This is a genomic window from Micromonospora sp. NBC_01739 (assembly GCF_035920385.1).
Taxonomy (GTDB): Bacteria; Actinomycetota; Actinomycetes; order Mycobacteriales; family Micromonosporaceae; genus Micromonospora.
Map to the genome: position 1 here is coordinate 5,160,845 of NZ_CP109151.1, position 23,822 is coordinate 5,184,666.

Below are 23,822 nucleotides of genomic sequence, written 5' to 3' on the forward strand. Positions count from 1 at the left end.
CTCAGGTCCCCCGCAGCACCTGGCAGTAGTCATCGCAGGCTCGACTGGTCCAGACGGAATTCGTCACCGTACATGCGCTGGTCCTCGCCCGGGATCTCGTAGGCCCCCGGACCGTCACCCACGGTCTCCGAGGCGGTCCACGCGGGCGCCTTCTCCCGGGTGTCCTCCGTCGGGCAGGAGTCCATCCCGTGGTACGGGCCGACCGGCTCCGGGTTCCTCGCCTGCTCGGGTACGACCTCCGCGGGGTCGCCCTCCTGCTGCCACTTGCCGCTGAGGGTGTTCTGGCCGTCCACCGCGTTGAAGGCGTTGTAGACGTCGTCGTTGGTGGCCTCGGCCAGCGCGTCACCCAGCAGGTACTCAGCGGAGATGGAGGTGGCCGCCGCGCTCAGCGCGGTCAGACCCTTGATCACATCGCCGATCAGGTGCGACACGGCCATCCGGCTCTCGTCGTGCCGACCCCGGAAGAAGGCGGCCTCTTTCAGCCCCCCGCTGCCGAAGGGTGCCTGCACGGTGAGCATCGGGCTAAGGCCCCGCTCGAAGCTGGGCTGGAAGTTGTTCTCCAGCTCCTTGCGGATGGCCGTGGCGAAGTCCTGCAACTGGTTGACGTCGACGTCGATGGTTTCGTTGACGAGCCACTCGCCGCTCATGGTCCCTCCCCCGTTGGCTCACACGGTGCTGGCGCGCCTGCCCGATCTCCGCTCTCGGATCGACGCAGCCGCACACCGCAGGTCCACTTTGGCTGACGGTAGTCCGGTCCGGCAACCCCGTGGGTCCCCTACCCACGAGGTGGAAGATTCACCAACTGCACCAGTCGGGTGCCGCCCCGTCGGGAGACCAGCCAGCCCCGACCCGGCGGCAGGGGTCCGGGTCGCACCGTGCCGAGCAGCACCCCCTCGTCCCGGTTGCCGGACATCACGATGCCGGGGGTGCTGATCTCCCGCAACCGCATCAGCACCGGCTCGTAGAGCGCCCGGCTGGCCCCACCGGTGCGGCGGGCGACGATCAGGTGCAGACCGATGTCCCGGGCCTGGGGCAGGAACTCCAGCAGGGGGGTCAGCGGGTTGCTGCCCGCGCCGGCGACCAGGTCGTAGTCGTCGACCAGGACATACAGGTCCGGCCCCTTCCACCAGTCCCGGGCCCGCAGCCGCTCGGCGTTGATGTCCGCCGGTGGCAGCCGGTCCCGCATGACGGCGGCGACCTCGGCCACGATGCTCTCGGTGATCTGCGCCGTCGAGCCGTACCCGATCAGGTGCGGGGTCTCGATGTCGCCCAGCAGGCTGCGCCGGTAGTCGACGATGACCAGCCGGGCCTCGGTCAGATCCCGGGTGTCGACGATGGTCTGCGCCAGCGACCGCAGGAAGGTGCTCTTACCGGACTCGCCGTCGCCGAAGAGGATGAAGTGCGGATCGGTGGCGAAGTCCAGGTGCACCGGGGAAAGGTCGACCTCGGCGATGCCGATCGGGATCCCGGGCTGCCCGGTGTTCGGCAGGCTGCCGTACGGGACCTCCGGCGGGAGCAGCCGGATCGGTGGGGCACCCGGCCCCTGCCAGGCGGCGGCCAGGTCGGTGGCCAGCTTGCGGGCCCCCTCGGGGAGGGTCTCCGACTCCTGGGCACCGTCGATGCGCGGCAGGGCCGCCAGGAACTGCTGCCCGTCCGGGGTGATGCCGCGACCGGGTGCCTTCTCCGGCACGTTCATCGCCGCCCGGCGGTCCAGGTTGGAGTCGCTGGCGTCGGCCAGCCACAACTCGATCCGGGTACCGAAGACGTCCCGGACGGCCGGCCGCAGGTCCATCCAGCGGCCGGCGGTGACGATCAGGTGGATGCCGAAGGAGAGGCCCCGGTTGGCGATGTCGTTGATGGTCGGTTCCAGGTCCTCGAACTCCGAGCGCAGGGTCCCCCAGCCGTCGATGACCAGGAACACGTCGCCGAAGGGGTCGTCGCCGTGCTGGCCGTGCCGGCGGGCCCGCCGGTACTCGGCCATCGAGTCGACACCCCGCTCGGCGAACCGCCGCTCCCGCTCACCCATCAACAGCTGCAACTCGGCGACCGTACGTCGGACCAGGCCCGCGTCCAGCCGGGTAGCCACCGAACCGACATGCGGCAGGTCCCGCAGCGAGGACAGGGCGCTGCTGCCCAGGTCCAGGCAGTACACCTGGGTCTCCCGGGGGGTGTGGGTCAGCGCCAGGGAGGTGACGATCGTCCGCAGCAGGGTGCTCTTGCCGCTCTGCGGCCCCCCGACGATCACGGCGTGACCGGCCGCCCCGGCCAGGTCGAACCAGAGCACGTCCCGGCGCTGCTCGAAGGGCTTGTCGACGATGCCGACGGCCACCTGCAACTCGCCCAGCAGACCGGCGTGCGCCACGGTCACCCCACGGGCCGGGTCGGCCGTCAGCGGCGGCAGCAACTGGTCCAGGGTCGGTGGCTCGGCCAGCGGCGGAAGCCACACCTGGTGGGCCGGCTTGCCCCGGCCGGTGAGTCGCCCGACCAGGATGTCCAGCACACTCTCGCCGACCCCGTCGACCGGCTCCGGAGCCTCCTCCTCCTTGGGGGTACGGGTCACCGGGGGCGCCACGTAGCCGGTGGTGTACTCGCGTACCCGGTCCTCGCCGTCACCGGCCGCGACCGCCGCGGCGGTCTTGCTGCGGTAGGTGCCGGAGACGTACGCGGCCTTGAACCGGACCAGCGGTTCGGTGCCGAAACGCAGGTACCCGTGCCCGGGAGAGCGGGGCAACTCGTAGGCGTCCGTCGCGCCGAGCACCACCCGTGACTCCATCGCCGAGAAGGTCCGCAGACCGATCCGGTACGACAGGTGGGTGTCCAGCCCGCGCAGCCGCCCCTCCTCCAGTCGCTGCGAGGCCAGCAGCAGGTGTACGCCGAGAGACCGACCCACCCGACCGATCTGCACGAACATGTCGATGAAGTCGGGTTTCGCGGTGAGCAGCTCGGAGAACTCGTCACAGATGATCAGCAGGCTGGGCAGCGGCGACAGCGGAGCGCCCGCCGCCCGGGCCTTCTCGTAGTCGCGCTGGGAGGCGTAGTTGCCGGCCGAGCGCAGCAGTTCCTGGCGGCGGACCAGCTCACCGTTGATGGCGTCGGTCATCCGGTCCACCAGCGGCAACTCGTCGGCCAGGTTGGTGATCACCGCGCTGGTGTGCGGCAGGCCGTCCAGCCGGGTGAAGGTGGCACCACCCTTGAAGTCGACCAGGACGAAGTTGAGGCTCTCCGAGGAGTGGGTCGCGGCCAGGGCCAGCACCAGGGTGCGCAGCAGCTCGGACTTACCGGAACCGGTGGCACCGATGAGCAGCCCGTGCGGGCCCATGCCGTCCTGCGCCGACTCCTTGAGGTCCAGCTCCACCGGGCCGCCGTCGACACCCATGCCGATCGGCACCCGCAGCCGGTCCCGGTTGGGCCGGGGCTGCCAGGCCCGATCGACGTCGAACTCGTACGGGTCACCGATGTCCAGCAGCTCGGTCAGGCCCATCTCGCTGGTCAGCGGGGTGTCGCCACCGCCCCGGGAGGCGGCCGACAGCCGCAGCGGGGCCAACTGCATGGCCAGCGCCTCGATCTCGGCCACCCCGCAGTCGTCCGCCCGGCCGATCTCCGCCGGGCCGTCCACCGTCAGGCTGCGCAGCTGCCGATCCGTGGTCACGTCGAGCACCAGACGGGCCCGGTCGAGCATCCGGGGCGGCGGGGTGGACAGGTCGAGCAGGGTCACCCCCTCCACCCCGCCGTCGGTCATCAGGTGGTCGGAACCGGCGGTGTCACCGCCGTCGATGACCACCAGCACGTGTGGCCCGCCGACCTGGGTCCCTCCGCCGCTGGCGTTGAACCGGGGCCGACTGGCCAGCACGTCGTCGAGCATCGCCTCCAGACCGGTCACCGAGGGGGAGACCAGGCGCAGTTGCCCCAGGGCGTCCGTACGCGAGGGGTGCAGCGCGTGTGGCAGCCACTTCGTCCACTCCCAGTCGTCACGACGTTCCGGGGAGACGCAGATCGCGACGAGCATGTCGTCGGGGGCGTGGAAGGCGGTGGCCTGGGCCAGCACGGCCCGCACCATGCCCCGGGCGGCGTCCGTGTCGCCCCGCAGGTGTACCCGGGCGAAACCGTTCAGGGCCATGGTCACCGGCAGGTCCGGCACCTCGCCGTAGGTGGTGAGGAATCGGCGCAGGGCCAGCGCGCACATCGGCTCCAACTTCTCCAGCGAGGTGGCCGGGGGCGGCACCAGCGGAGTGGCCAGTTCCTGCGGGCCCAGACCGATCCGGACGGTGCCGAAGTCCACATCGCTGCGGCGGCGTTCCCACAGCCGGGGTCCCAGCGGCAGGGACCACAGGGTGTCCGGGTCCGGGTGCCGGTAGAAGGCGGCCTCCCGCTGTCGGCGGATGGTCTTGAGAACCCGTCGGCGCTGCCGGGACAGGTGGGTCATGTACTCCCGGCGCTTCTGCAGCATCTCCTGCTTGCTCGGGCCCCCGGAGTTGTTCGTCAACTGGGCCCCGAGCATCCCGATGGCGGAGAGTCCGAACAGGCCGCCGGTGACATACCCCAGGGTGGATCCGCCACGACCGGCGAACATCAGGGCCATCGCGAAGGAACCGGCGAGCATCGGCAGCAGCATCATCATCTGCCCCCACGCCTTGCCGCTGGGTGGGGGTACCTCCGGAGGCGGGTCCAGGAGCACCTCGCCGGAGGGGTACTCCGGTTCCGGCTGTCGGGCGGGTCGTTTGACGACGACCGTGCTCACGTGACAGACCTCCGTTGCCTCTTCTGGGCGTGATGGTCACGCCCGGCACCCCCGTACGCTCGGCCACCGCCGTGAACCGGCACCCGCGTCACCGGCACATGGTAGGTAGCCTTCTCCCGTCATGACAGCAGCGGGCCGATCGATCGAGCCCGCTTCGCGTACCGAAGGGTCTTCAGTGGTCACCCAGGCCGGAACCGGACTCGCGCGTATCGCCGTCGTCGCACCCAGTCGGCGGCTTGATCTAGCCCTGCCCGAGCACCTGCCGCTGGTCGGGCTGCTGCCTGCGGTGCTGCGTCAAGCCGACGAGGAGCCCTCGGACGGCACCGCCCACGGTGGCTGGATGCTGCGTCGCAGTGACGGCAGTGCCATCGACCTGAGCCGTACCCTCGCCGCCCAGAACGTCCGCGACGGCGAGACCCTGCACCTGGTGCCCCGCCGCACCGAGTGGCCGGAGCTGGCGTACGACGATCTGATGGAGGCCGTGGCCGACGGGGCCCGGCGGCGGGGGGTGGCCTGGACCCCGTTCGCCACCCGGCTGACCGGCCTGATCGTGGCCGGGGTGCTGCTGCTGCTCGGCCTGGCCGTGATCGTGACCTCCGAACAACCCGGTTGGCTCGGTGGCGCGGTGGCCCTCGGCGCCGCCGCGCTGCTGCTGATCAGCGGCATCGTGCTGTCCCGGGCGATGGCCGACTCCCTGGCCGGTGCGGTGGTGGCCGCCGCCGGCCTGCCCTACGCCTTCGTCGGCGGGGTGCTGGTGATCGGCACCGGGGAGTCGGTGTGGGCCCTGGGGGCACCGCACATCCTGCTCGGCTCGGCCGTGCTGCTGCTGTCCGGTCTGCTCGGCCTGCTCGGGGTGGGGGACGCCACCCGGGTCTTCGTGGCGGCGGTCTTCGTCGGCTTCTGGGGCATGGTCGGTGGACTGCTGGCCCTGGGCTCGATGGACGCCGCACAGGGCAGCGCCGTGGTGGTCAGCGCGGTGGCCCTGCTGCTGCCGGCCATGCCGCTGCTCTCCGTACGGCTGGGCAAGATGCCGATGCCGGCCCTGCCGCGTACCGCCGAGGACCTGCTGCGCGACGAACCGCAACCCAAGCGGGAGGTGGTCTACCAGGCCACCGCCCGGGCCGACGAGGTGCTCACCGGCATGATCTTCGGTGCCTTCCTGGTCACCATCGGCTGCCTGGTGGTGCTCACCGCCACCGGGACCACCGCCGCCCTGCTGCTCTCCGCCGTGATCTCGTTGGGCTACCTGCTGCGGGCCCGGCTGGTGCCGACCGTCCGGCACCGGGTCCCGATGCTGGCCGTCGGCCTGGTGGGGCTGGGTCTGCTGCCGCTGGTCGGCGCCGCGGACGCCTCCACGGCCGGTCGGGTGCTGGCCGTGTTGCCGGTGGCCCTGGTGGCCGCCGGGGTCTCCGCCGCCGCCGGGCTCGCCTACAGCCGGCGGGCCCCCTCACCCCGGCTGGCCCGGTTCGGTGACGTCCTGGACATCCTGCTCCAACTCGCCGTGGTGCCGGTGGCCTGCAGCGTGCTGGGCCTGTACGCCTTCATGCGGGCGATCAACGGCTGACCGGCGGCCTCACCAGTCGAGCTCACTGGCCTCGGTCATCTCATCGCCCCGGATCAGGCTGACGATGGCCGAGTCCAGATCCGGCCCGACGAGGAACTCGTCGGCCCAGTGCAGCAGGAAGACCCGTCCCTGGGCATCCATCACCAGCTCGGAGGGGCCGTCCTCGTTGTTGCCGATCGGGTAGACCGGGGTGTCGTACTCCTCGATGAAACCCCGGGCGCCCTCGGTCGTCACCCCACCGCGGGTGGGGTGGAGATAGCTGGTGAAGCCACCGCCGGGCCGGCCGCTGCGGCCGAACTGGGGCAGGGTCAGGCCACCGAACTCGATCAGGGCGGCCCGTGCCGCGGGGGGACACTCCAGGCCGGCCAGATCATCGGCGAACCGGACCATCCAGTGCTCCACCGCCGAGGTGACATCCCGCCCGGGGAACCACCCGGCCGACTCCAGAACGTGGCGTACCTCCGGCGGGAAGCGACCCTCGGCCGCCTGGCGGCGGGTGTACCGCTCGGCGATCAGGTGCTCCGGCAGCGACGGCCACTGGGACACCTCCCCGGTCTGCCGGTCGATGACCGCCCGGGGGTAACCCGTGGCCGGTGGCGGTGCCGGGGGGCCCTCGGTGGCCGCACCCGCCGGCTCGGCCCGCCATGCGACATAGCCCAGGTCGAATTCGTGCAGGAAGACCTCGGGCGGGGGCCCGGGCCGACCGGCGGCGGCCCATTGCCGGGCGATCGCCAGGGCCTGGTCACGACTGATCATCGTTGCGCTCCTCGGGCTGCCGTCCTCGGCGTCGAGGGTCGACGCCGGGTGCGGGAACCGGCGGACTCGACATCGTGCCTATGGTAGGCACCGCGGTCCGGCGATCGTGACCGTGCCGGCGTACGCCAGGGGGAGGGTGCCATGCCGTCGCGGCGGGACCAGGTTCAGTCGTACCAGTTCTTCGTGCAGCGGATGACCTCCGCTCTGGTGGCTCGTGAGCCGGATCCGGAGGCGGCGCCGTTCCGTCGGCTGGGTGGTGCCGGCTTCGCCAGTGTCATGGTGGCGGTGCTCTGCCTGGCCGGGGTCGGGGTGTACGGCCTGCTTCGCCCGGGTGGGGCTACCAAGTGGAAGGACGGCGGCGGGGTCATCCTGGAGAAGGAGACCGGCACCCGGTACCTGTACCGGGAGGGCCGGCTGCACCCCGTGGTCAACTACGCCTCCGCCCTGCTGGCCCTGGAATCGGCCGCGCCGACGGTCTCGGTCTCCCGTAACTCCCTGGTCGGCACCCCCCGAGGTCCCCGCATCGGCATCCCGGACGCGCCGGACGCGCTGCCGGCACCGGGCCGCATCCTGGACGGTGCGTGGACCCTGTGCACCCAGCCCGCCCGGGACCCGGCCGGGGGCGTCGTCGCCACCACCGTGCTGACGGTCGGCCGGGCCCCCAGCGGGGGCCGGGAGCCGGGCGACGCGGCCGTGCTGGTCCGCGACCGCAAGACCAAGCGGCTGCACCTGGTCTGGCGTGACCACCGGTACGAAATCCGCAACGAGAAGGTCGTGCTGGAGGGGCTGGTGATGACCGCCGAACCGGTGGTCGAGGTCGGCGGGGCATGGCTGAACGCCCTGCCCGCCGGTGAGACGATCACCCCCCGGCGGGTGTCCGACCGGGGTGCCTCCTCCACCGCCCTGCCGAACGCCCGGGTCGGTCAGGTCTATGTGGTCAAGAGCCAGAACGACAGCCGCCAGTACTACGTCGTGGAGCGGGAGCGGCTGTTCCCGATCACTCCCGTCCAGGCGGACGTCCTGCTGGCCGACGGCGAGACCCAGGCCGCGTACCAGGACGGGAGCAAGCCCGCCCCGATCGAACTCGCCGCCGGTACGGCCGCCGCCGCCCCCAAGGCCCCCCCGCCCCAGCAGGGGCGACACCGCGCACCGGAGCAGCGCCCGGAGATCGCCCGGCTCAGCGGCAGCGACCCGGCCATCTGTGCGGCGTACCAGCCCGGCCAGGACGAACCGACCGTGCTGCTGGACGCGCAGGTCGAGCCGGTACGCGAACCGGTGCGGACCCGGGAGCAGACCGGCAGCGGAGTCCCGCTGGCCGACCGGGTGGTCATCGAGCCCGGCTACGGGGTACTGGTCAATGCCCTGTCCTCGCCCGATCAGGACAATGGCACCCTGAACCTGGTCACCGACCTGGGCTATCGCTATCCGCTGGCCTCCGAGGGAGTGCCGGCGATGCTCGGCTACTCCGGTGTCCAACCGGTACGCCTGCCGGCGAGCCTGGTGGTGCGGTTGCCCGCCGGACCGGCCCTCGATCCGACCACTGCGAAACAGGCACTTGATCCGGAATGACGGCCAATGCCCATAATGGAGCGGTAGCCGAGTCGGCGGTCTAGCGCGGGCTGGATGCGACCCGTTACCGTTCGAGCGACGATGGTGCGTGAGCGCCGACTTAAAGACCGCCCCCGATGCCCGCGGGGCGATCCCAAACGAGGACGGGGGTGACTTCCGCCATGTCGATGCGTACCGACACCGGCTTGATGCTGAAGACCGAGGGTGACGTCGATGCTGTCGCCGATCGGCTCACCAGCAACCTGAACGGGCTGATGAACCAGCTCGCGCCGCTCTACGACCAGTGGAAGGGTGCTGGTGCGGGTTCGTTCCAGCAGGTTCGTGAGCGGTTCGACCAGGACATGGCCCGGCTGAACGTCGCGCTGCGCGCGATCGCCGAGGCCGTCGGTTCGGCCGGTAAGGACTACGACGTCAGCGACGAGGAGATCCGGGCCGACATGGACACCGCCGGTGCGACCGCCGGCCAGATCACCGCAGCACTGAAGCTCTGACGGGGGAATTCACGATGGAAATCAAGTACAACTTCGCCGGTCTGAACGCGGCGGCCGACAGCTGCAACGGTTCGGTCCGGAACATGACCAGCGAGCTGGAGGGCCTCAAGTCGGGCATCGCCCCGCTGCTGGCCACCTGGGACGGCGACGCCCGCGAGGCGTACTTCCAGCGCCAGCGCGAGTGGGAGTCCGCCGCCAACGACCTGCGTGACCTGCTCACCCGGATCGAGCGGGCGCTGCGCGAGTCGGCCGGCAAGATGCAGGCCCGCGAGGCGGCCAACCGGGCCAAATTCAACGGCTGAGCCGCTACCGCTGCATCCGATGGCCCGGCGATCCGCCGGGCCATCGTCATGTCTGCCCCTGGTGGGTTCGCGGCTGCCGTCAGCCCCGCGAGGTCGAGGAGGGCACCCGGAAGAAGGCCTCCTCGGGCTCGTCGATCTCCGGCCGGGTGGGCGGGGGCGCGGCCGGTCGGGTCGGCCGCCACCGGGTACGCCGCCCGCGCGGCAGCAGACCAGCCAGCACCGCCACCCCGATCGAGATGGTGGCCAGGCCCAGCCCGATCCAGAGGGCCAACTGGCCGAACAAGGCCCAGCGTTCGGCACGGGCCTGGGCCGCGGCGTTCTGCGGCACCTCCGGCAGCGGCGGGGGTGCCACCGGCTTCGCGGTGGTCAGTCGTTCGGTGACCGCACGGTACGGGTTGACCACTCCGCTGCCGTAGCCCTGTGCCGCGTCGCCCCGGGCCGGGTCGGCGGTGGCCAGAATCCGCCGAGTGACCTCCTTGGCCGACAGCCCCGGCTCCGCCGCCCGGATCAGCGCGGCCGTCGCGCTGACCATCGGAGTGGCGAAGCTGGTGCCGTCGTAGGCGGCGTGACCGGTCAACCTGGTCGCCGCCACCACCGCTCCACCCGGGGCCACGATGTCCACGTACGGGCCGATCTGGGACTGTCGGAACCGGGAGCCGGTCTCGTCGATGGCGCCCACCCCGATCACCCCCTCGTAGCTGGCGGGGTAGGGCACCGGATCGGGCCGGGCACCGTCCTGGTGCAGGTTGCCGACGGCGGCGACCAGTACGACATCCTTGTCGACCGCGTACCGGATCGCCCGCTCCACGTCAGGGTCCGGGCGGTAGAGGGTCACCGACATGTTGATCACCTTGGCGCCGTCGTCGACCGCCCGCATGATCGCCTGGCCGAAGACCGCACCGCTGACAGAGGCACCGGCGGTGTCCGCGCTCTCGGTGGCATTGCGCTCGCTGACCCGGATCGGCACGATCGTGGCGTCCGGCGCCAGGCCGTGGAAGCCCACCCCCTCCTGCCGGGTGGCGGCGATGATGCTGGCGACCGCCGTACCGTGCGAGACGCAGTCCACGTCGCCGCCGGGTGCGCCGCGCAGGGCGTCGAATCCGGTGGCCACCCGCCCCGCCAACTGGGGATGACTACTGTCGGTGCCGGAGTCGATCACCGCTACCCGTACCTGGGCACCCGTGCTGAAGGGCCACACCCGCTGCGGGGCCAGCCACCGCTGGTGCCAGGGGGTCTCGGTGTTGACCTCACCGGGGTCGCTCGGATTCTGGCATATCGCCGGATCTGCCTGGGCCGGCGCCGGAGCAGGGACCGCGAGTGCCGTGGTCAGCACCGCCCCCAACAGGGCAAATGTCGCCATAGGACGGATGCGGGCCATTCGTGCTCACCTCCGGTCGACCGGTGCCGGTGAATCCTAGCCACCGTCGCCCATCCCTGATGTCGCCTACATTCAGTATGGTCGAGTCGTCATGTGGCAGGGGCGCGACGGGGGAGGGACACCGCCATGGACGTACAGGCGCTGCGCGCTCGTGCCGACGAGCTGATGGCCCAGTTCGAGCGGATGCGCTCCGGGGTCGGCGACCTTCAGCAGCAGCTCAAGACGGTGAAGGCGACGGTCACCTCCGACGACGGTCTGGTCACCGTCACCGTCGGGCCGCGCGGTCAGGTGACGAAGGTCGAGTTCGACCCGCGCATCTACCGCCGCCCGAACTCCAAGGAACTGTCCGCCACGGTCACCGAGACCATCCACCGCGCCACCGCAAAGGTGATGGGCGAGGTCGAGCGACTGCTCCAGCCGTACGTGCCGGACAGCCAGTTCCAGGCCTACATCGACCACGACCTGGACGGCATCTTCCGCCAGTTGGACAGTGACCTGCCCGGGGAGGACAAGCGATGACCGAGCTCCGCGAGACTTTCGTCAACCCGGACGGCGCGTTGGAGGGTGCCGCCACCCTGACCACCGCCGGTGCCCACCTGGCCGCTCGCTGGCGGGGTCTCGCCGGCACCATCAACACCCTCAACGGTGCCCGGCCCTGGGGCGACGATGAGCCCGGCAAGGAGTTCAACAAGAGCTACCTGGACGGTGAGCAGCCGGCGCAGAAGGTGCTGGACCTGACTGGCGACATCGTGCCCGTGGTGGAGCAGATGGGCCCGGCGGTCAAGGGCGCCGTGGAGGGCACCGTGGATACCGACGACATGGTCAAGACGCTGTTCGGAGGCGGCGGCAAGTAGCCGTTCATACTTCGCGGTAGACATCGGACAGAGGGGCGCACGGGGTGGCGATACCCAATCCCAAGAACTCGCTGGGCGAGTACGGCTGGGTCTGGGACGCCATCTGCTGGGTCAGCGCCGGTGAGGCGTGGCCCACCGGTGACGAGGACCGGATGCGCGAGCTGGCCGATGCCTGGCAGTCCCTGGCTGACCTGGTGCGGGAGACCCTCTCCGAGGCCGACCCGGCGGTCATGAAGATCCTCCAGAACTGGGGTGGCGGGGCCGGCGAGGCTTTCGGGGCCCTGTGGAACCAGATCGGGGTGGACCCGAACACCGGCCTGCCCCTGATCCACGAGATCGCCGCCGCGTACGCATCCGGTTGCGACCAGGCGGCCCTGGAGATCGAGTACGCCAAACTGACCGTGCTGATCGCCGTCATGATCACGGTCATCGCGGTCTTCGTCGCCCTGCTGATGGCCTGGCTGGGTGGGGTCTCCGCCGGTGCCATCCCGGGCATCCTGGCCGCCGGCCGACAGGCCGTGACGGTCGCCTTCCGTCGGCTCATCACCCAGATGGGACGACAGATGCTCACCCGGGCAGGAATGCAGGCGGCCCTGCGCACCGCCGGGTCCCGGGTCGGGCAGATCGTCACGAGTCAGGGCTTCCGGCAGGGCCTCAACCGGCTGGGCCTGGAGCTGCTGGAGGAGATCGGCGAGGAGCTGATCATCGACGTCGGTGCCCAGGCGTACCAGATGCGCAGCGGCGAGCGACGTCAGTGGGACGGCAACCGGACCATGACGGCGGGCGTGGGCGGCGCGTACGGTGCCGTGCTGGGTTCCGGCATGAACTGGGCCGGTCGCAAGGTCGCCCCCAAGATGCCCTTCTCGTTCAGCCCGAACCGGTTGTCCTTCCCGGGCAGCGGGTTGGTGCGCTGGGGCGGCAACAGCATCGCCTCCGGTGCCCAGAACGCCCTCATCTCACCGGCCGCGAGTGTGCTCGCCAACGCCAGCGTCAACCAACAGTTCGTCCTCCCCGGCGCGGACGCCTTCCTCGGCGGATTCGCCAGCGGTGCCGGCCGTACCGGCGCCACCCTCGCCGGTGGCGCCACCGGCAACATGGCCGCGAAGGTCACCAACCTGGGCCTGGACCGGCTGAACGTCTCGACCAATACCGGGGGTCTCGGCGCAGGTTTCGATCCTTCCTCCGGGGTAGGTGGGGTGGACCTCGGCAACCTCGGCAACACCGGCACCGACGGGGGCTCGTCGAGCGGCCCCAGCGGTGGAGACACGGAGACCGGTACCGGCCAGCAGGGCGGGGGGACCAGCCAGTCCGGCGGCGGGACCGTACCGCAGAACGGCTCGGGCTCGATCAGCCTCGCGCCGGCAACGACCGATCCGGCCGTCACGGCACCCTCCGAGGGTTCCCCGACAGTCGGCTCCCCGACGGCTGGTTCTCCGGGCACCGGCGATGTGGACCTGGCCAGCGGTGCCACCGACCAGAGCCCCGCCGCAGCCGACGGGCGGGTCGACGAGACCACCGGGGCGCCCCCGCCCGACGAGGCGGCCACCACCACCGGCGGCGGCGGGGGGCCGAACGAAGGCACCCCGGCTGGCCCGGTCGGAGAGACCACCCCGGACGGCAGCCGGGCCGATCCGGCGACGCCGGTCAGCGAGGCCCCCACCACCGACCGCCCCGGGTCCGGCTCCACCGAGCAGACCGGCCCGGCCGACCGGGTCGACGGCGGGCCGCCAGCCGAGCAGGCCGCTAGAGACACCCCGACGAACACTACCGGTGACCGGTCCCAGAGTCCCGCTGCCGGCAACACCGGCAACCAGGCTCAGGCTCCCGCGGTCGACACCACCGGCGATCGAACTCAGGGTTCCTCGGCCGACACCTCGCCCGATGCCGTGCAGACTGCGCCTGTCGACACCTCGGCCGGCCATACTCCCGGCGTAGGCCCGGCTCCGGACAGCAGCCGCAGCGGTACGAGCGGCGACGGTACCTACGGCCCGGTCGTAGCCGGGGCGGATCCGCTCGCCGCGGACCTTCCCCCGGCCATGGTGCCCGGCGCACCACCGGTCGGCCCTACGGCCGGACCGACCCCGGTCACGGTCGCACCGACCAGCACGGTGAGCCCGCCGCAGGCGACCACCGCGCCGCCCGCCGGCAATATCGCCCCCACGCCGTCGACCTCCTCGCCGACCCCCTCGGCCTCCACCCCGGCAACCCCGGCGGCCACCACCCCCACCACCGGCAACACCGGCACCCAAACGGCACCTGCTCCGAGAGCACCGACCAACACCACGGTCGCGAACTCGGCCGGATCGGTCTCGCTGGCCCCGCCCACCAACACCAGTCCGACCCCACCGACCACTGCCAACCCGGCCTCGCCCACCACCGCCAACCCGGCCTCGCAGACCCATGCCGGTCCGGCCCCGCAGGTTGAGGCCGGCCCGGCCGCCCCGGCCGAGACGGCTGGCGGTAGACCGAATGTCGCCTCCGCGCCCGCAGGGGCCGATGCGAACACCACCCCCGCGCGTACGGGAACCGAGGTGGATGCCACGCCCGGGACCCCGGACGCTGCCCCGGACCCGGCGGCCGACCGGGCCGAACCGGCCGACCGGGCCGAACCGGCTGCCCCGGTGGATCCGGCGGATCGGTCGACGAACGGCGGGCCGGTTGTCATCGTGGCCCCGGTCAGCACGGGGAACCTCCAGTCGGGCGATCCGGCGGTGCCGGGCACCGGCCGGGGCCCGGTGGACCCGAACACTGTTCGGCGTTCCGAAGGACCGACCGGGGGCGGTACCCACAGCTGGCAGACGGCCCCGACGACGGTCGACGGCGATCCGACCGGCCCGGAGGCGGAGCAAGCCCTGATCGAGGCGTCCCGGGCCCTCGCCGAGGCCGCCCGGCGGGCGGTGAAGGACGGCTCGATCTCCCGGGCCAAGCAGCCCGGCACTTCCGGTGCCCTGCTGATGCCCGACGGTGGCATCACCACCCACACCAGCATGACGGCGGACAAGGGCACCAAGCCGCCGACTCAACCGGCCGTGCATCCGCTGGCGCAGGCCGCACTGGATCGTACGGCGGCGGCCCTGCCGGACGGGATCGGCGCCGGGCACGGCAAGTGTGCCGAGGTGGCCCTGGTCTCGGACCAGCTCTACCGGCTCGAAACCCAGTGGCGTGAGGCGGGTCAGCCCGGTCAGTTCGAGCAGTACGCGCTGGACGCCTTCAACGGCGCCAAGATCATCACTCATCAGGTGAAACCGGCGCGGCAGAACGACATCGTCTACGACCTGGGGCACCACCGGCCGCCCTGCCGTTCCTGCGCCCACTTCCTGCCGCAGTTCGCCATCGAGCCGATCGCGGATCCGGAGCGGGACTCCCAGACCTACCAGCCGCCGGTCCCCGGTGCGGTGGGCAACGGACCGCCGTTGAGCGACAACCGACCCTACGGCGACCCGAACGGCCTGGTCCCCCCGGCCCAGACCGACCAGCAGAACCTCGACGCGGCCGTGCCCCGGGACCAGTCGACCGGCCGACCCCTGGTGCACCCGGATCCCCGCGTCGGGCAGTGGGCGAGCCTGGTCAACGACGGGGGCCCGACCGTCCCAGGGCGGGACAACAACTGCGCGGACGTCGGGCTCTCCGTCCTGGCCACCTGGTTCGGTCGGCCGGAGGTGGCTGCGCCGACTGCTGCGTCCGCCCAGGTGGAACAGGGCAGCACGGCCCGGCAGGAGCAGGCCCTGCGTACCGAGTTCACCCACCAGGGAGCCGGCACCCCCGGGCTGGAGGCGGTCGCCGACGCGCTGCGGGCCGCCGGCCCCGGCTCGGCGGCCCTGATCATCACCACCCAGCCGGACGGCAACGGGGCGCACACCTGGAACGCCGTCAACCACGAGGGCACCATCATCTGGGTCGACGCCCAGAACCAGTTGGTCTCCGACCGCGAGCCGGTACACGGCCAACCGGGCAACGTCTGGTCGATCGTGCTCGACGCCGAGGGCGACCCGCATCGCCCCTCGGTCACCGACACCGAAACGGAGACCCGGCCACCGGCACCCCCGGACTCGACGGCGCCCGACGGGACCCAGGTACCCCCCGGCCAGTCCGATCAGCCGGGCGGAAGCCCGGCAGCCGAGGCCCGGTCCGGTCCGGCCGGCACCGGATCCGACAGCCCGAGTGACCCCGGTAGCTCTCCCGGAACCGAGGGCCCCGGCGATCCGGCACCGGACGGCGACCCGGCGCCGAGCCCCTACCTGGACGGGCTCCCGGAGTCGGATCAGGCGACCCTGCACGAGGCGCTGGCCGAGGCGCGCCTGGACGCCGATCGGATCCTGGCCGACCTGCACGGAGTCAACGCCGAGGTGAACGCCCGGCTCGGGCTGACCGGTGCGGACGCGCTGAGCACCCTCGGCGAGCAGCACCGGGTCAAGGGTGCCGAGTCGCTGGCCCGCAAGTACCGCACCGAATGGGAACCGCTGGGCTACGACTTGGACTCCGCGCTGGAGAGCGTCAACGACGTGGTGCGGTTCTCGGTGCAGGGACCGGAGACCGAGGCGTACGGGCCGGCGGTGGACGCCGTGCTGTCCTCGCTGGAGGCGCAGGGCTACCAGGTCACCGACCTGAAGAACTTCTGGCACCCGGGTAACCGGTTCTTCGGCCTGAACTGCACCCTGACCTCGCCGACCGGACGCACCTTCGAGTTGCAGTTCCCGACGGCGACCAGTTACGCGATCGGCAAGCAGACCCATCTGCCGTACGAGGTGATGCGGGATCCCGCGCAGACACCGGCCGCCCGGATCCACGCCTTCCTGGACATCCTCGCGATCAACAAGGCCAACGGCATCGCGGCGAGGATGCCGGGCGGGATGGACACCGCGCGGTTCGACACCCCGAAGAACACCAGCTTCGCGAAGTGGATGTCCTCGCCCGCGCAGGCGGGTACCCGCCAGTCGTATCTCGACTCGCTCGGGCAGCAGGGTCAGACCTTCGCCGAGGTGCTCGCCGCGCGAGGATTGACGGCGTCCGACCTGCCCGGTCTGGATCCTGACCTGATGGGGGGCCCGCATGACGGCGCTGACGTTCGGCTACTTCCTCCTGCGGAGACCGGACGATCCGACGGGTCCACCGGTCAACGTGATCGCCGAGGCGCAGAGTTCGGGACCGACCCAGGCGGTGATCTGGGACCGTCCGACGGGCGCGTGGACCTTCCGTCCGGACGTGGCGGCGGCGATCCTGTGGGCGAATCCGGAACGCCACGCGATCGAACGGGTGGACCGGGCGACCGCGGAACGCCAGGCGGCCCACTTCACGAGGGTGCCGCTGCCGACGGAGGCCGAACTGACGGAGATCTGCCGCCGGGCGACCTGACCCCGGGGTCGCCCTCGCTTCCGGAGAGCCGGCGGTTCGGGCCGGGCGAGTTGGCGCCGCTGGAGAATCCCCGCTTCCAGGACGACCTGGCCGCCAGCCTGGCCACCCCGCAGGGGTACGCGGTGTTCGCCGACCCCTCCACCCACCCGTACGGGCGGTTGGTCAACGACGGCGGGCCGGATCAGCCGGGCCGGAGCAACAACTGTCTGGACAGTTCGCTGTCGGCCCTGGCCAGCTTCCACGGTGACCCGCAGGTGTCGCGCCCACGGTGGCCGGACCGGCTGGCCGACGGATCCATCGACCGGCTCTCCGGGGAGCAGGGCGGACTGGAGCGGGCCGAGGCGTGGATCGGCGGGCAGTGGATCGGCGGCCCGGATGCCCTGCCCACCGACCTGTCGGCCCGTACGGAGGCGGTGGCCGCCCAGTACGCCGACCTGTACCAGCAGGTGGCCGACGCCGGTCCGGGTGCCTCGGCCCTCGTCGTCGCCGACTGGTTGTTCCTCGACGGCGCCGGCAATGTCGTCCTGGACGAGAACGGCCAACCGCAGGTCGACGGTTCGCACGCCTTCGTGATCGTCTTTCCGGCCGACGCCGAGGCGCCGGTGTGGTGGGATCCCCAGACGGGCACGGCGTCGGTGGACATGCCGGCCGCCGACGTGCGGGACACCCACGCCCTCTGGGCGATGATGGTGCCTGACGGAGAGGGGCGAGTTGACCGAGGACGAGGCGCTGACGCTGATCAGCCGGCTGCTGGGGACCGGGAATCCGATAGTGATTCGGGAGTTCGAGTTCGGCTGGCTGGCCCGGGAGAGGCTCTCGGAGCAGGAACGGGCCTCGGGGATGCAGGTGGGCCAGGGCAGCTACATCATCGACCGGACGGGAGTGATCACGGTTCACTCCAGCCTGCCACCCCGGCGGATCATGGAGGAGTACTCCCAGGCCCGACGCGAGGGCCGGATCAAGGGTCGACAGGTCTGGCCCGAACCGGAACCGACAGCCTGACCGACCCGGACGGCCCGACCAACCCCGCCGACCCGGGCAGCCTTACCGATACCGCCGACCCGACCGACCCGGACACCGACCCCGCCGACCTCGACGGACCCGCCGGGCCGCCGGGCTCCGACTCCGACCCGGTCCCCGCCGAGGGGCCTGACCTGCGACAGGCCGCCGCCGGTACGACCTTCGGTGGCGCCCTGCTCGACATCGATGCGGCCCGGACCGCCGAGGCCGTGCAGGCGGCGCTGACCGACGGCCCGCTGCCCGAGCAGTCGAGGGTGGACCCGGCCGCCGCCACGGTCACCCTGGACACGGCGGAGGGTCCCTACCGGGTACGGATCGAGCTGACCGACCCACCGGCCGGGGTGCCCTTCGCGCCGGTGGCAACGGTCGGATACACCGCCGAGGGTGCCGTGGTGCAGGTGTCCACCGGCGCCCACCCGGACCATGTCCGGCGGGCGGTGTCCGCGATGCTCGCGGAGGTGGACACGGTCGCCCAGGACCGCGCGGTCGACCTGCGTACCGACGCCACCACGGCCCTGGCCGAGGGCGCCCGACCCGAGTACGACGGCAACCGGGTCCTGACCGCCCGGGACATCGGCCGGCTGGCCGAACTGCGGGTGGTGCTCGCCGACAGCGCGGCCACCACGGATGCGGCCCGGGCCGGTCAGTTGCAGGCCGAGGCGTTGAGCCTGCTCGTCACCAGCGGCCTGCTGGAGCAGGACCCGACCCACGCCGTACACGGGCTGGGTGGCAACGTCCCGGTGGTCGGACCGGAGGCGGCGCGGGCCCGGCTGGAACTGATCCGCAGCCACCTGGGTCCGGTCGCCCCGGCGGTCGAGAACCTGATCGGCCAGGCGACCGGCGAGCAACTCGTCACGGACCTGCGCGCCGCGAAGTCGGCGATCCGCGCCGAGGCCCGTACCTGGGCGCAGCAGGCCACCGCGCTGCGCAACGACGCCGACCTGGCCCTGACCGCCAGGGTCGACGCGGCCCTGGACATCGCACCGGAGCACGTCTTCGGTCGGCTGGTGATCGGTGGGGGTTGGGCCGCCACGGCCGACTTCGTCACCATGGGAGCCGCCCCGGACACCGGCACCGGCCTACCCCCGGTGCTCTGCGTGTCCCAAGGCCATGACCCCTGGGCGGAGCGACAGTCCCTGCTGATGGGCCAGGTTCCCTCGGAGTTGGAGCTGCCCGGGCTGCCGTTCCAGCCGGCCGACCTGGCCGAGGCGGGCACCCAGTTCACCCCCTCCGACGTCTTCGCCGACGCGGTGGGGGCGGCCCGGGCCCTCAGCGGAATGCCCACCTACCAGGGCACGGCGACCGCGATCACCCCCCGCCCGGCCGATGCGGTGGGGTGGCCGGCCGGCGCCAACTTCCGGGTGACCGTGGGTGGGCGGCAGTTCTACACCGCCTCGGTCGATGTCGCCTCCGGACCCGGCCCCTCCCGGGTGCCGAACGCGCCCGCCGACACCACCGGCCGGTATGTCGACCCGACCACCGGCTACCGGGTCGACCGGTCCGGTCCGGCCCCGGTGTTCCACGCCCCCGACGGCACCCCGGTCGACCCGGACACTCTGCCGGCCACGGTACGCACCGTCCTCGGTGCCAACCCCTCCGCCGCCCCCCTGCTGACGGACCTCACCGGGCGGCCCACCGATCCGCTGGTGGCCGATCCGATCTCCGGCTACGCCGTGGACCCCGCGACCGGGCAGGTCTTCGACCCCGAGGGCCGACCGGTGGACCCCGGCACCCTGGCCGAGGAGGTGCGCGCCCGGCTCGGTCACGCACCGGACGGCTCCTTCGCTGATCCCCGTCGGTCCGCCCCGGCGGTCGACTTCGGCGGGCAGAATCTGGCCGACGCCTACGGACCCGGCGACCGGGTGCTCGTCTTCGGCGCCGGTGCCTCCGGCGCCTGGGACATCGAGCAGGCCGTGGCCTCCCCGGCCGGCAGCGTCGACTGGTCGGCCCGGGCCATGGAACCGCCGTCCCAGCAGTTGACCGGCGATCCCGCACACGACGCCGAGGCCCGGCTGCGGCACAGCTTCGGCGGCGGCTACAACCGGCGCAACACCCTGCCCGAGGTCGGGGCCTACGCCGACTCCGTACGCAGCCAGGCGACCCAGTCGCTGCGGGAGATCGTCAGTCTGCGGCACACCGTGGACGGTGGATTCCTGGTCGAGTTCACCGACGGCACTCGACAGACGTACGACCGGGTGGTCTTCTCGATCGGTCAGGCCCCGGAATATCCGGGAGGCGTCGCCGACCTGCTCTCCCAGGTGAGCCTGGCGCCCCTGCACGGGCCGGCCACCGCGTACGACGGCCCGGCCGACGTGCTGGGCCTGCGGGACACCAGCGGCCACCTGCGGGTGCTCGGCGGGGCCGGGGTGGCCGCTCCGCTGTTGGCCAAGGTAGGCCCAACGCTGCGGCAGACCATCGTGGACCAGGCCGCCGCCCTGCCGGACGATTCCCGGGGCATCCCGCCCAGCATCCGGTTCCACGCCCAGCGGATCGCCGAGGCGAACCTGGGCGCCCCGGCGGTTTCCTCAGACCTCGTCCCAGCGGGCGACCCCGAGCAGCCGCCGACCCCACTGAATGTCGAGCCAGGGCAGGGGGCCGTATCGGGCGTCCAGCTCCCGGCCCAGGGGCGGCATCTCGACTCCGACGGGCCTGCCGTCGATGTCCTGCCCGACGCCCTTGGCGACGACCTCGACGGAGTTGCCCCACCATTCGACGTAGCGCAGGGCGGGAAGGTTACGGCTGGCGGCGAGGGCCTCGGCCCCGGCCGGCCCGAGGCCGCAACTGGCCAGCCCCAGCCACCGCAACCGACCCAGGTACGCGGAGGCGGCCAGCGCGGCGAGGCCGTCGTCACCGATCGGGTTGTCGCTCAGGTCGAGGGCGACCAGGCGCCCCAGGCTGGGGACGGCGGCAACCTGCGGCATCAGCCCGGTCGCCTGGACCAGGGTCAGGTGGCGGACCGGAAGGTGGGCGAAGACCTCGGCACCGTGGTCGACGAAGGCACGGGCCGTCATCGTCACCAGTTCGACGAGTCCGTGGCGCACCTTCCAGTCGACGAGTCGGTGGGCGACCGGAGCGGCGAGCCGGGCCACGACGCGCCGGTACCGCAGGGCGGCCGCCCGGTCGGGCCGGGTTCCCGCCAGGGCGGCGCGGATCAGCTCGGCGTGGTCGGGGTCGGTGGCCTCGATGGCGTCGGCGAACCGGCGACGCAGGTCGAGGTCGTCGGGGGCGGCCAGGATGGCGGCGTACAGCTCGGCGGGCGTGGCCATGACGGCAGGGTATCGACGGCCGGCTCGCTCACCGCCGGTGCCGTGCCGGGTTCGACCTTCCACGGGCTGGGCAGACCGGCCCCCGACCCGGTTGCGGTGCTGGACCTGGCGCGGACCGCCCTGCCGCAGGTGGCACCGTACGCGCAGGTGGAGGCGGTGGTACCGGTCGGTCCGGACCGGTTCGAGATCCGTCCGGCCGGGCAGCCGCCGCTGACCGTGCGGCTCACCGCCGGGCCGTTGGCCGACGCCGTGGTGGCCCAGTCGGTCCGCGACCCCGACGGGACCTTCACGGTCACCGTGTCGGACCGGGCGGCAGACCATGCGGTGGTCCGGGCCCTGGCCCACGAGGTGGCCGAACTGGTCGCCCTGCACGAGACCGGTCGGGCGCTGGTCGGTCCACTGGACCCGGGCAATGTACGCGGTCCGATCGACCCCTCCGGGCTCACCGCCCACGACCGGGGTCGGCTCGCCGAGATCCGGCTGCTCGCCGCCGGGTACGACACCACGGACGCCCAGGGTCGACGGGCCGTACGCGCCGAGATCGACGCCCTGGCCGGACACCTCGGGCTGCGGGTGGGTGACCCGGGTGTCCGGGCCCGGTGGGGGCTGCTTCCGCCCGAGGTGCTGGCCCATCTGATGCAGCTCAGCGTCCCCGCGCTGACTCCGGAGGCGGTGTCGAAGGTGCTCGCCGGGGCGCCCACCCTCACCGAGGTCGAACGGATTCGGTTGATCGACTACCGGTCCCGGCTGGCCCCCGACTTCCAGGTGCCGCAGGGGGTGGAGCTGCCCGCCCGGCTGCGGGAGTTGGCCGTCGAGGCGGAACACACCCAGTCCGGTATGCCGCGGATGCCGGCCTTCGCGGGACAGATCATCGGCATCCCCCCGGCACAGCTGGACCGGGTCCGGGCGGTGGACCCCCCGCTCGCCGACCGGCTGGCCCGCGAAGGGGTCTATGTCGACCTGACCGGCCGCTACGATCTGCGCCCGTACATGGTGGCGGAGGTGCCGGCCATCAACCTCGGCGCGGCCCGGCCGGCGTACGACCTCGGCACGGCGGCCGGTCGGCAGGCCCAACTGCACGAGGACCGGCAACGGGCCCGCGCCGCCCTGCGAGGGCTGCGCGGCGACCAGGCCGCAGCCCTGCTGGCCGACCACGACTTCCACTACCAGGGCACCGCCCGGTGGATGGGGCTGGTGCCGGACGTCCTGACGGACCTGCTGCGCAGCATCACCCCCGTCCCGCCCGCCCCGACCCCCCAGGGCGAGAACACCTCGACCCAGGGGCCCTCCGGCGACACCCGGGTGGTGGCCGACCGGGTGACCCTGCCACCGGACACCCCCACCACGCCCGGTCCGACCTACGGCCCGGCCCTGGACCTCCGGACCGGACAGCCGGCACCCCTGTTCGACGGGCCACCCAAGCGGGAGGAGGCGCAGCAGGGGGCGCTCGGCGACTGCGGCATGATCGCGGTGATCGGCGCGGTGGCCGGCCACCTGCCGGACACGATCGCTGAGATGTTCCACCCCAACCCGGACGGCTCGGTCGACGTGCTGCTGCACGAGGCCGACGGCCCCGGTGAGTCGGTCACCCCGACCGGACGCCAGCTGCGGGTCACGGTCTGGCCGGACGTACCGCTGCACCCCCAATCCAACGGTCGCAGCGCATACGCCGACCAGTCGACGGTCGGTACCTCCTGGGCCTCACTGCTGGAGAAGGCGATCGCCGCGGTGGACCGCACCTGGACCCCGCAGCGCCACGACCTGTGGCAACAGCAGTGGAGCGCCCGACCCGGGGCGGACCCGCACCAGGCCGCCCCCCTCGGGTACGCCCGCCTGGGCAACGGCAGCAGCCGGCTGGTGCAGGCGGAACTGCTCACCCAACTGACCGGCCTGCCCAGCAGCGTGAGTCAACTCGACCCGACCCCCGGCCGGGAAGCCGAGGCGGAGGCCCGGTTGGCCACCCTGCTGGCCGCCGGCAGTCCGGTGATCACCGGAACCCTGCCGGCCGCCCGGTACCCCGCCAAACCCCCGTACAACCTCATCCCCGGCCACGCCTACGAGGTCGTGTCCGTGGCCGACGGGCAGGTGCAGCTGCGTAACCCCTGGAACGCCAGCCACCCGACCCCGATGCCGGTACGTGCCTTCCTGGATCTGATGAGCCCCTGGTACGGGCACATCGAGGTGGCGCAGAGCAGCGTGGCGGCGCTGCCGGACTCCGACTTCCACGGGCAGGGTCGACCGACGGCCGATCCGACCGGGGTGCTCGACCGGGCCCGGCTGGTGCTGCCCACCCTGGCCGACACGATCGGCGCGGACCAGGTCGTGGCCGTCGGACCGGAGGTCTTCGAGGTGCGGGCGGGCGGGCTGCCGCCGCTGCGGGTCCAGGTCACCACCGGCCCTCTCACCGGCACGACGGTGGCCCAGACGACCCGCAACCTCGACGGCACCTTCACCCTGACGGTCTCCGACCGGGCCCTCGATCGCGTGGTGGACCGCGCGATGGCCCACGAGCTGGCCGAACTGCTGGCCCGG

At 72.4% G+C, this 23,822-nt stretch carries 11 protein-coding genes and 1 pseudogene; 7 read left to right on the forward strand and 5 right to left on the reverse strand.

What is annotated here, in order from left to right; genetic code table 11:
* Positions 1-29 precede the first annotated feature (29 nt).
* Together OIE53_RS23440 and eccCa are read right to left on the reverse strand one after the other, a co-directional pair.
* Positions 30-647, reverse strand: coding sequence for a hypothetical protein (locus OIE53_RS23440; RefSeq protein ID WP_327023653.1), 618 nt, complete (start codon positions 645-647; stop codon positions 30-32).
* 128 nt (positions 648-775) lie between these two features.
* Positions 776-4,738 carry a type VII secretion protein EccCa gene (gene eccCa / locus OIE53_RS23445; RefSeq protein ID WP_327023654.1) on the reverse strand — a complete coding sequence of 1,321 codons (3,963 nt, stop codon included), beginning with the start codon at positions 4,736-4,738 and terminating at the stop codon, positions 776-778.
* A 175-nt stretch (positions 4,739-4,913) separates the two neighbouring features.
* Here eccCa and eccD point away from each other — a divergent pair, with 175 nt between their 5' ends.
* Positions 4,914-6,302, forward strand: coding sequence for a type VII secretion integral membrane protein EccD (gene eccD / locus OIE53_RS23450; RefSeq protein WP_327027367.1), 1,389 nt, complete (start codon positions 4,914-4,916; stop codon positions 6,300-6,302).
* 9 nt (positions 6,303-6,311) lie between these two features.
* On the opposite strand, the gene OIE53_RS23455 is transcribed toward eccD, so the two are convergent.
* Complete coding sequence (locus tag OIE53_RS23455) at positions 6,312-7,058, reverse strand: SUKH-3 domain-containing protein (RefSeq protein ID WP_327023655.1); 747 nt, start codon at positions 7,056-7,058, stop codon at positions 6,312-6,314.
* Between the two features lie 141 nt (positions 7,059-7,199).
* Here OIE53_RS23455 and eccB point away from each other — a divergent pair, with 141 nt between their 5' ends.
* The 3 genes from eccB (at position 7,200) to OIE53_RS23470 (ending at position 9,420) form a co-directional block, all read left to right on the forward strand.
* On the forward strand, positions 7,200-8,627 hold the full coding sequence (gene eccB, locus OIE53_RS23460) for a type VII secretion protein EccB (protein WP_327023656.1): 1,428 nt from the start codon (positions 7,200-7,202) through the stop codon (positions 8,625-8,627).
* A gap of 161 nt (positions 8,628-8,788) precedes the next feature.
* Positions 8,789-9,118: a WXG100 family type VII secretion target gene (locus OIE53_RS23465; RefSeq protein ID WP_327027368.1), complete on the forward strand. Its 330-nt coding sequence runs from the start codon at positions 8,789-8,791 to the stop codon at positions 9,116-9,118.
* 14 nt (positions 9,119-9,132) lie between these two features.
* Positions 9,133-9,420 carry a WXG100 family type VII secretion target gene (locus OIE53_RS23470; RefSeq protein ID WP_327023657.1) on the forward strand — a complete coding sequence of 96 codons (288 nt, stop codon included), beginning with the start codon at positions 9,133-9,135 and terminating at the stop codon, positions 9,418-9,420.
* A gap of 79 nt (positions 9,421-9,499) precedes the next feature.
* Here the strand turns inward: OIE53_RS23470 and mycP are convergent, their stop codons facing one another.
* Complete coding sequence (gene mycP / locus OIE53_RS23475) at positions 9,500-10,798, reverse strand: type VII secretion-associated serine protease mycosin (RefSeq protein ID WP_442791354.1); 1,299 nt, start codon at positions 10,796-10,798, stop codon at positions 9,500-9,502.
* 126 nt (positions 10,799-10,924) lie between these two features.
* On the opposite strand from mycP, the gene OIE53_RS23480 reads away from it, so the two are divergent.
* The 3 genes and pseudogenes from OIE53_RS23480 to OIE53_RS28525 form a co-directional block, all read left to right on the forward strand.
* On the forward strand, positions 10,925-11,317 hold the full coding sequence (locus OIE53_RS23480; RefSeq protein ID WP_327023659.1) for a YbaB/EbfC family nucleoid-associated protein: 393 nt from the start codon (positions 10,925-10,927) through the stop codon (positions 11,315-11,317).
* A complete protein-coding gene (locus OIE53_RS23485) occupies positions 11,314-11,652 on the forward strand; it encodes a hypothetical protein (RefSeq protein WP_327023661.1) in 339 nt (112 codons plus the stop codon). The genes OIE53_RS23480 and OIE53_RS23485 overlap by 4 nt, the downstream gene beginning before the upstream one ends.
* Positions 11,653-11,696: 44 nt before the next feature.
* Positions 11,697-17,618: pseudogene (locus OIE53_RS28525) on the forward strand (toxin glutamine deamidase domain-containing protein); the annotation flags it as partial.
* A gap of 2,931 nt (positions 17,619-20,549) precedes the next feature.
* Here OIE53_RS28525 and OIE53_RS28530 read toward each other — a convergent pair.
* The gene (locus tag OIE53_RS28530; RefSeq protein ID WP_442791409.1) at positions 20,550-21,923 is read right to left on the reverse strand and encodes a hypothetical protein; all 1,374 of its coding nucleotides are present in this window, start codon (positions 21,921-21,923) and stop codon (positions 20,550-20,552) included.
* Positions 21,924-23,822: the final 1,899 nt, after the last annotated feature.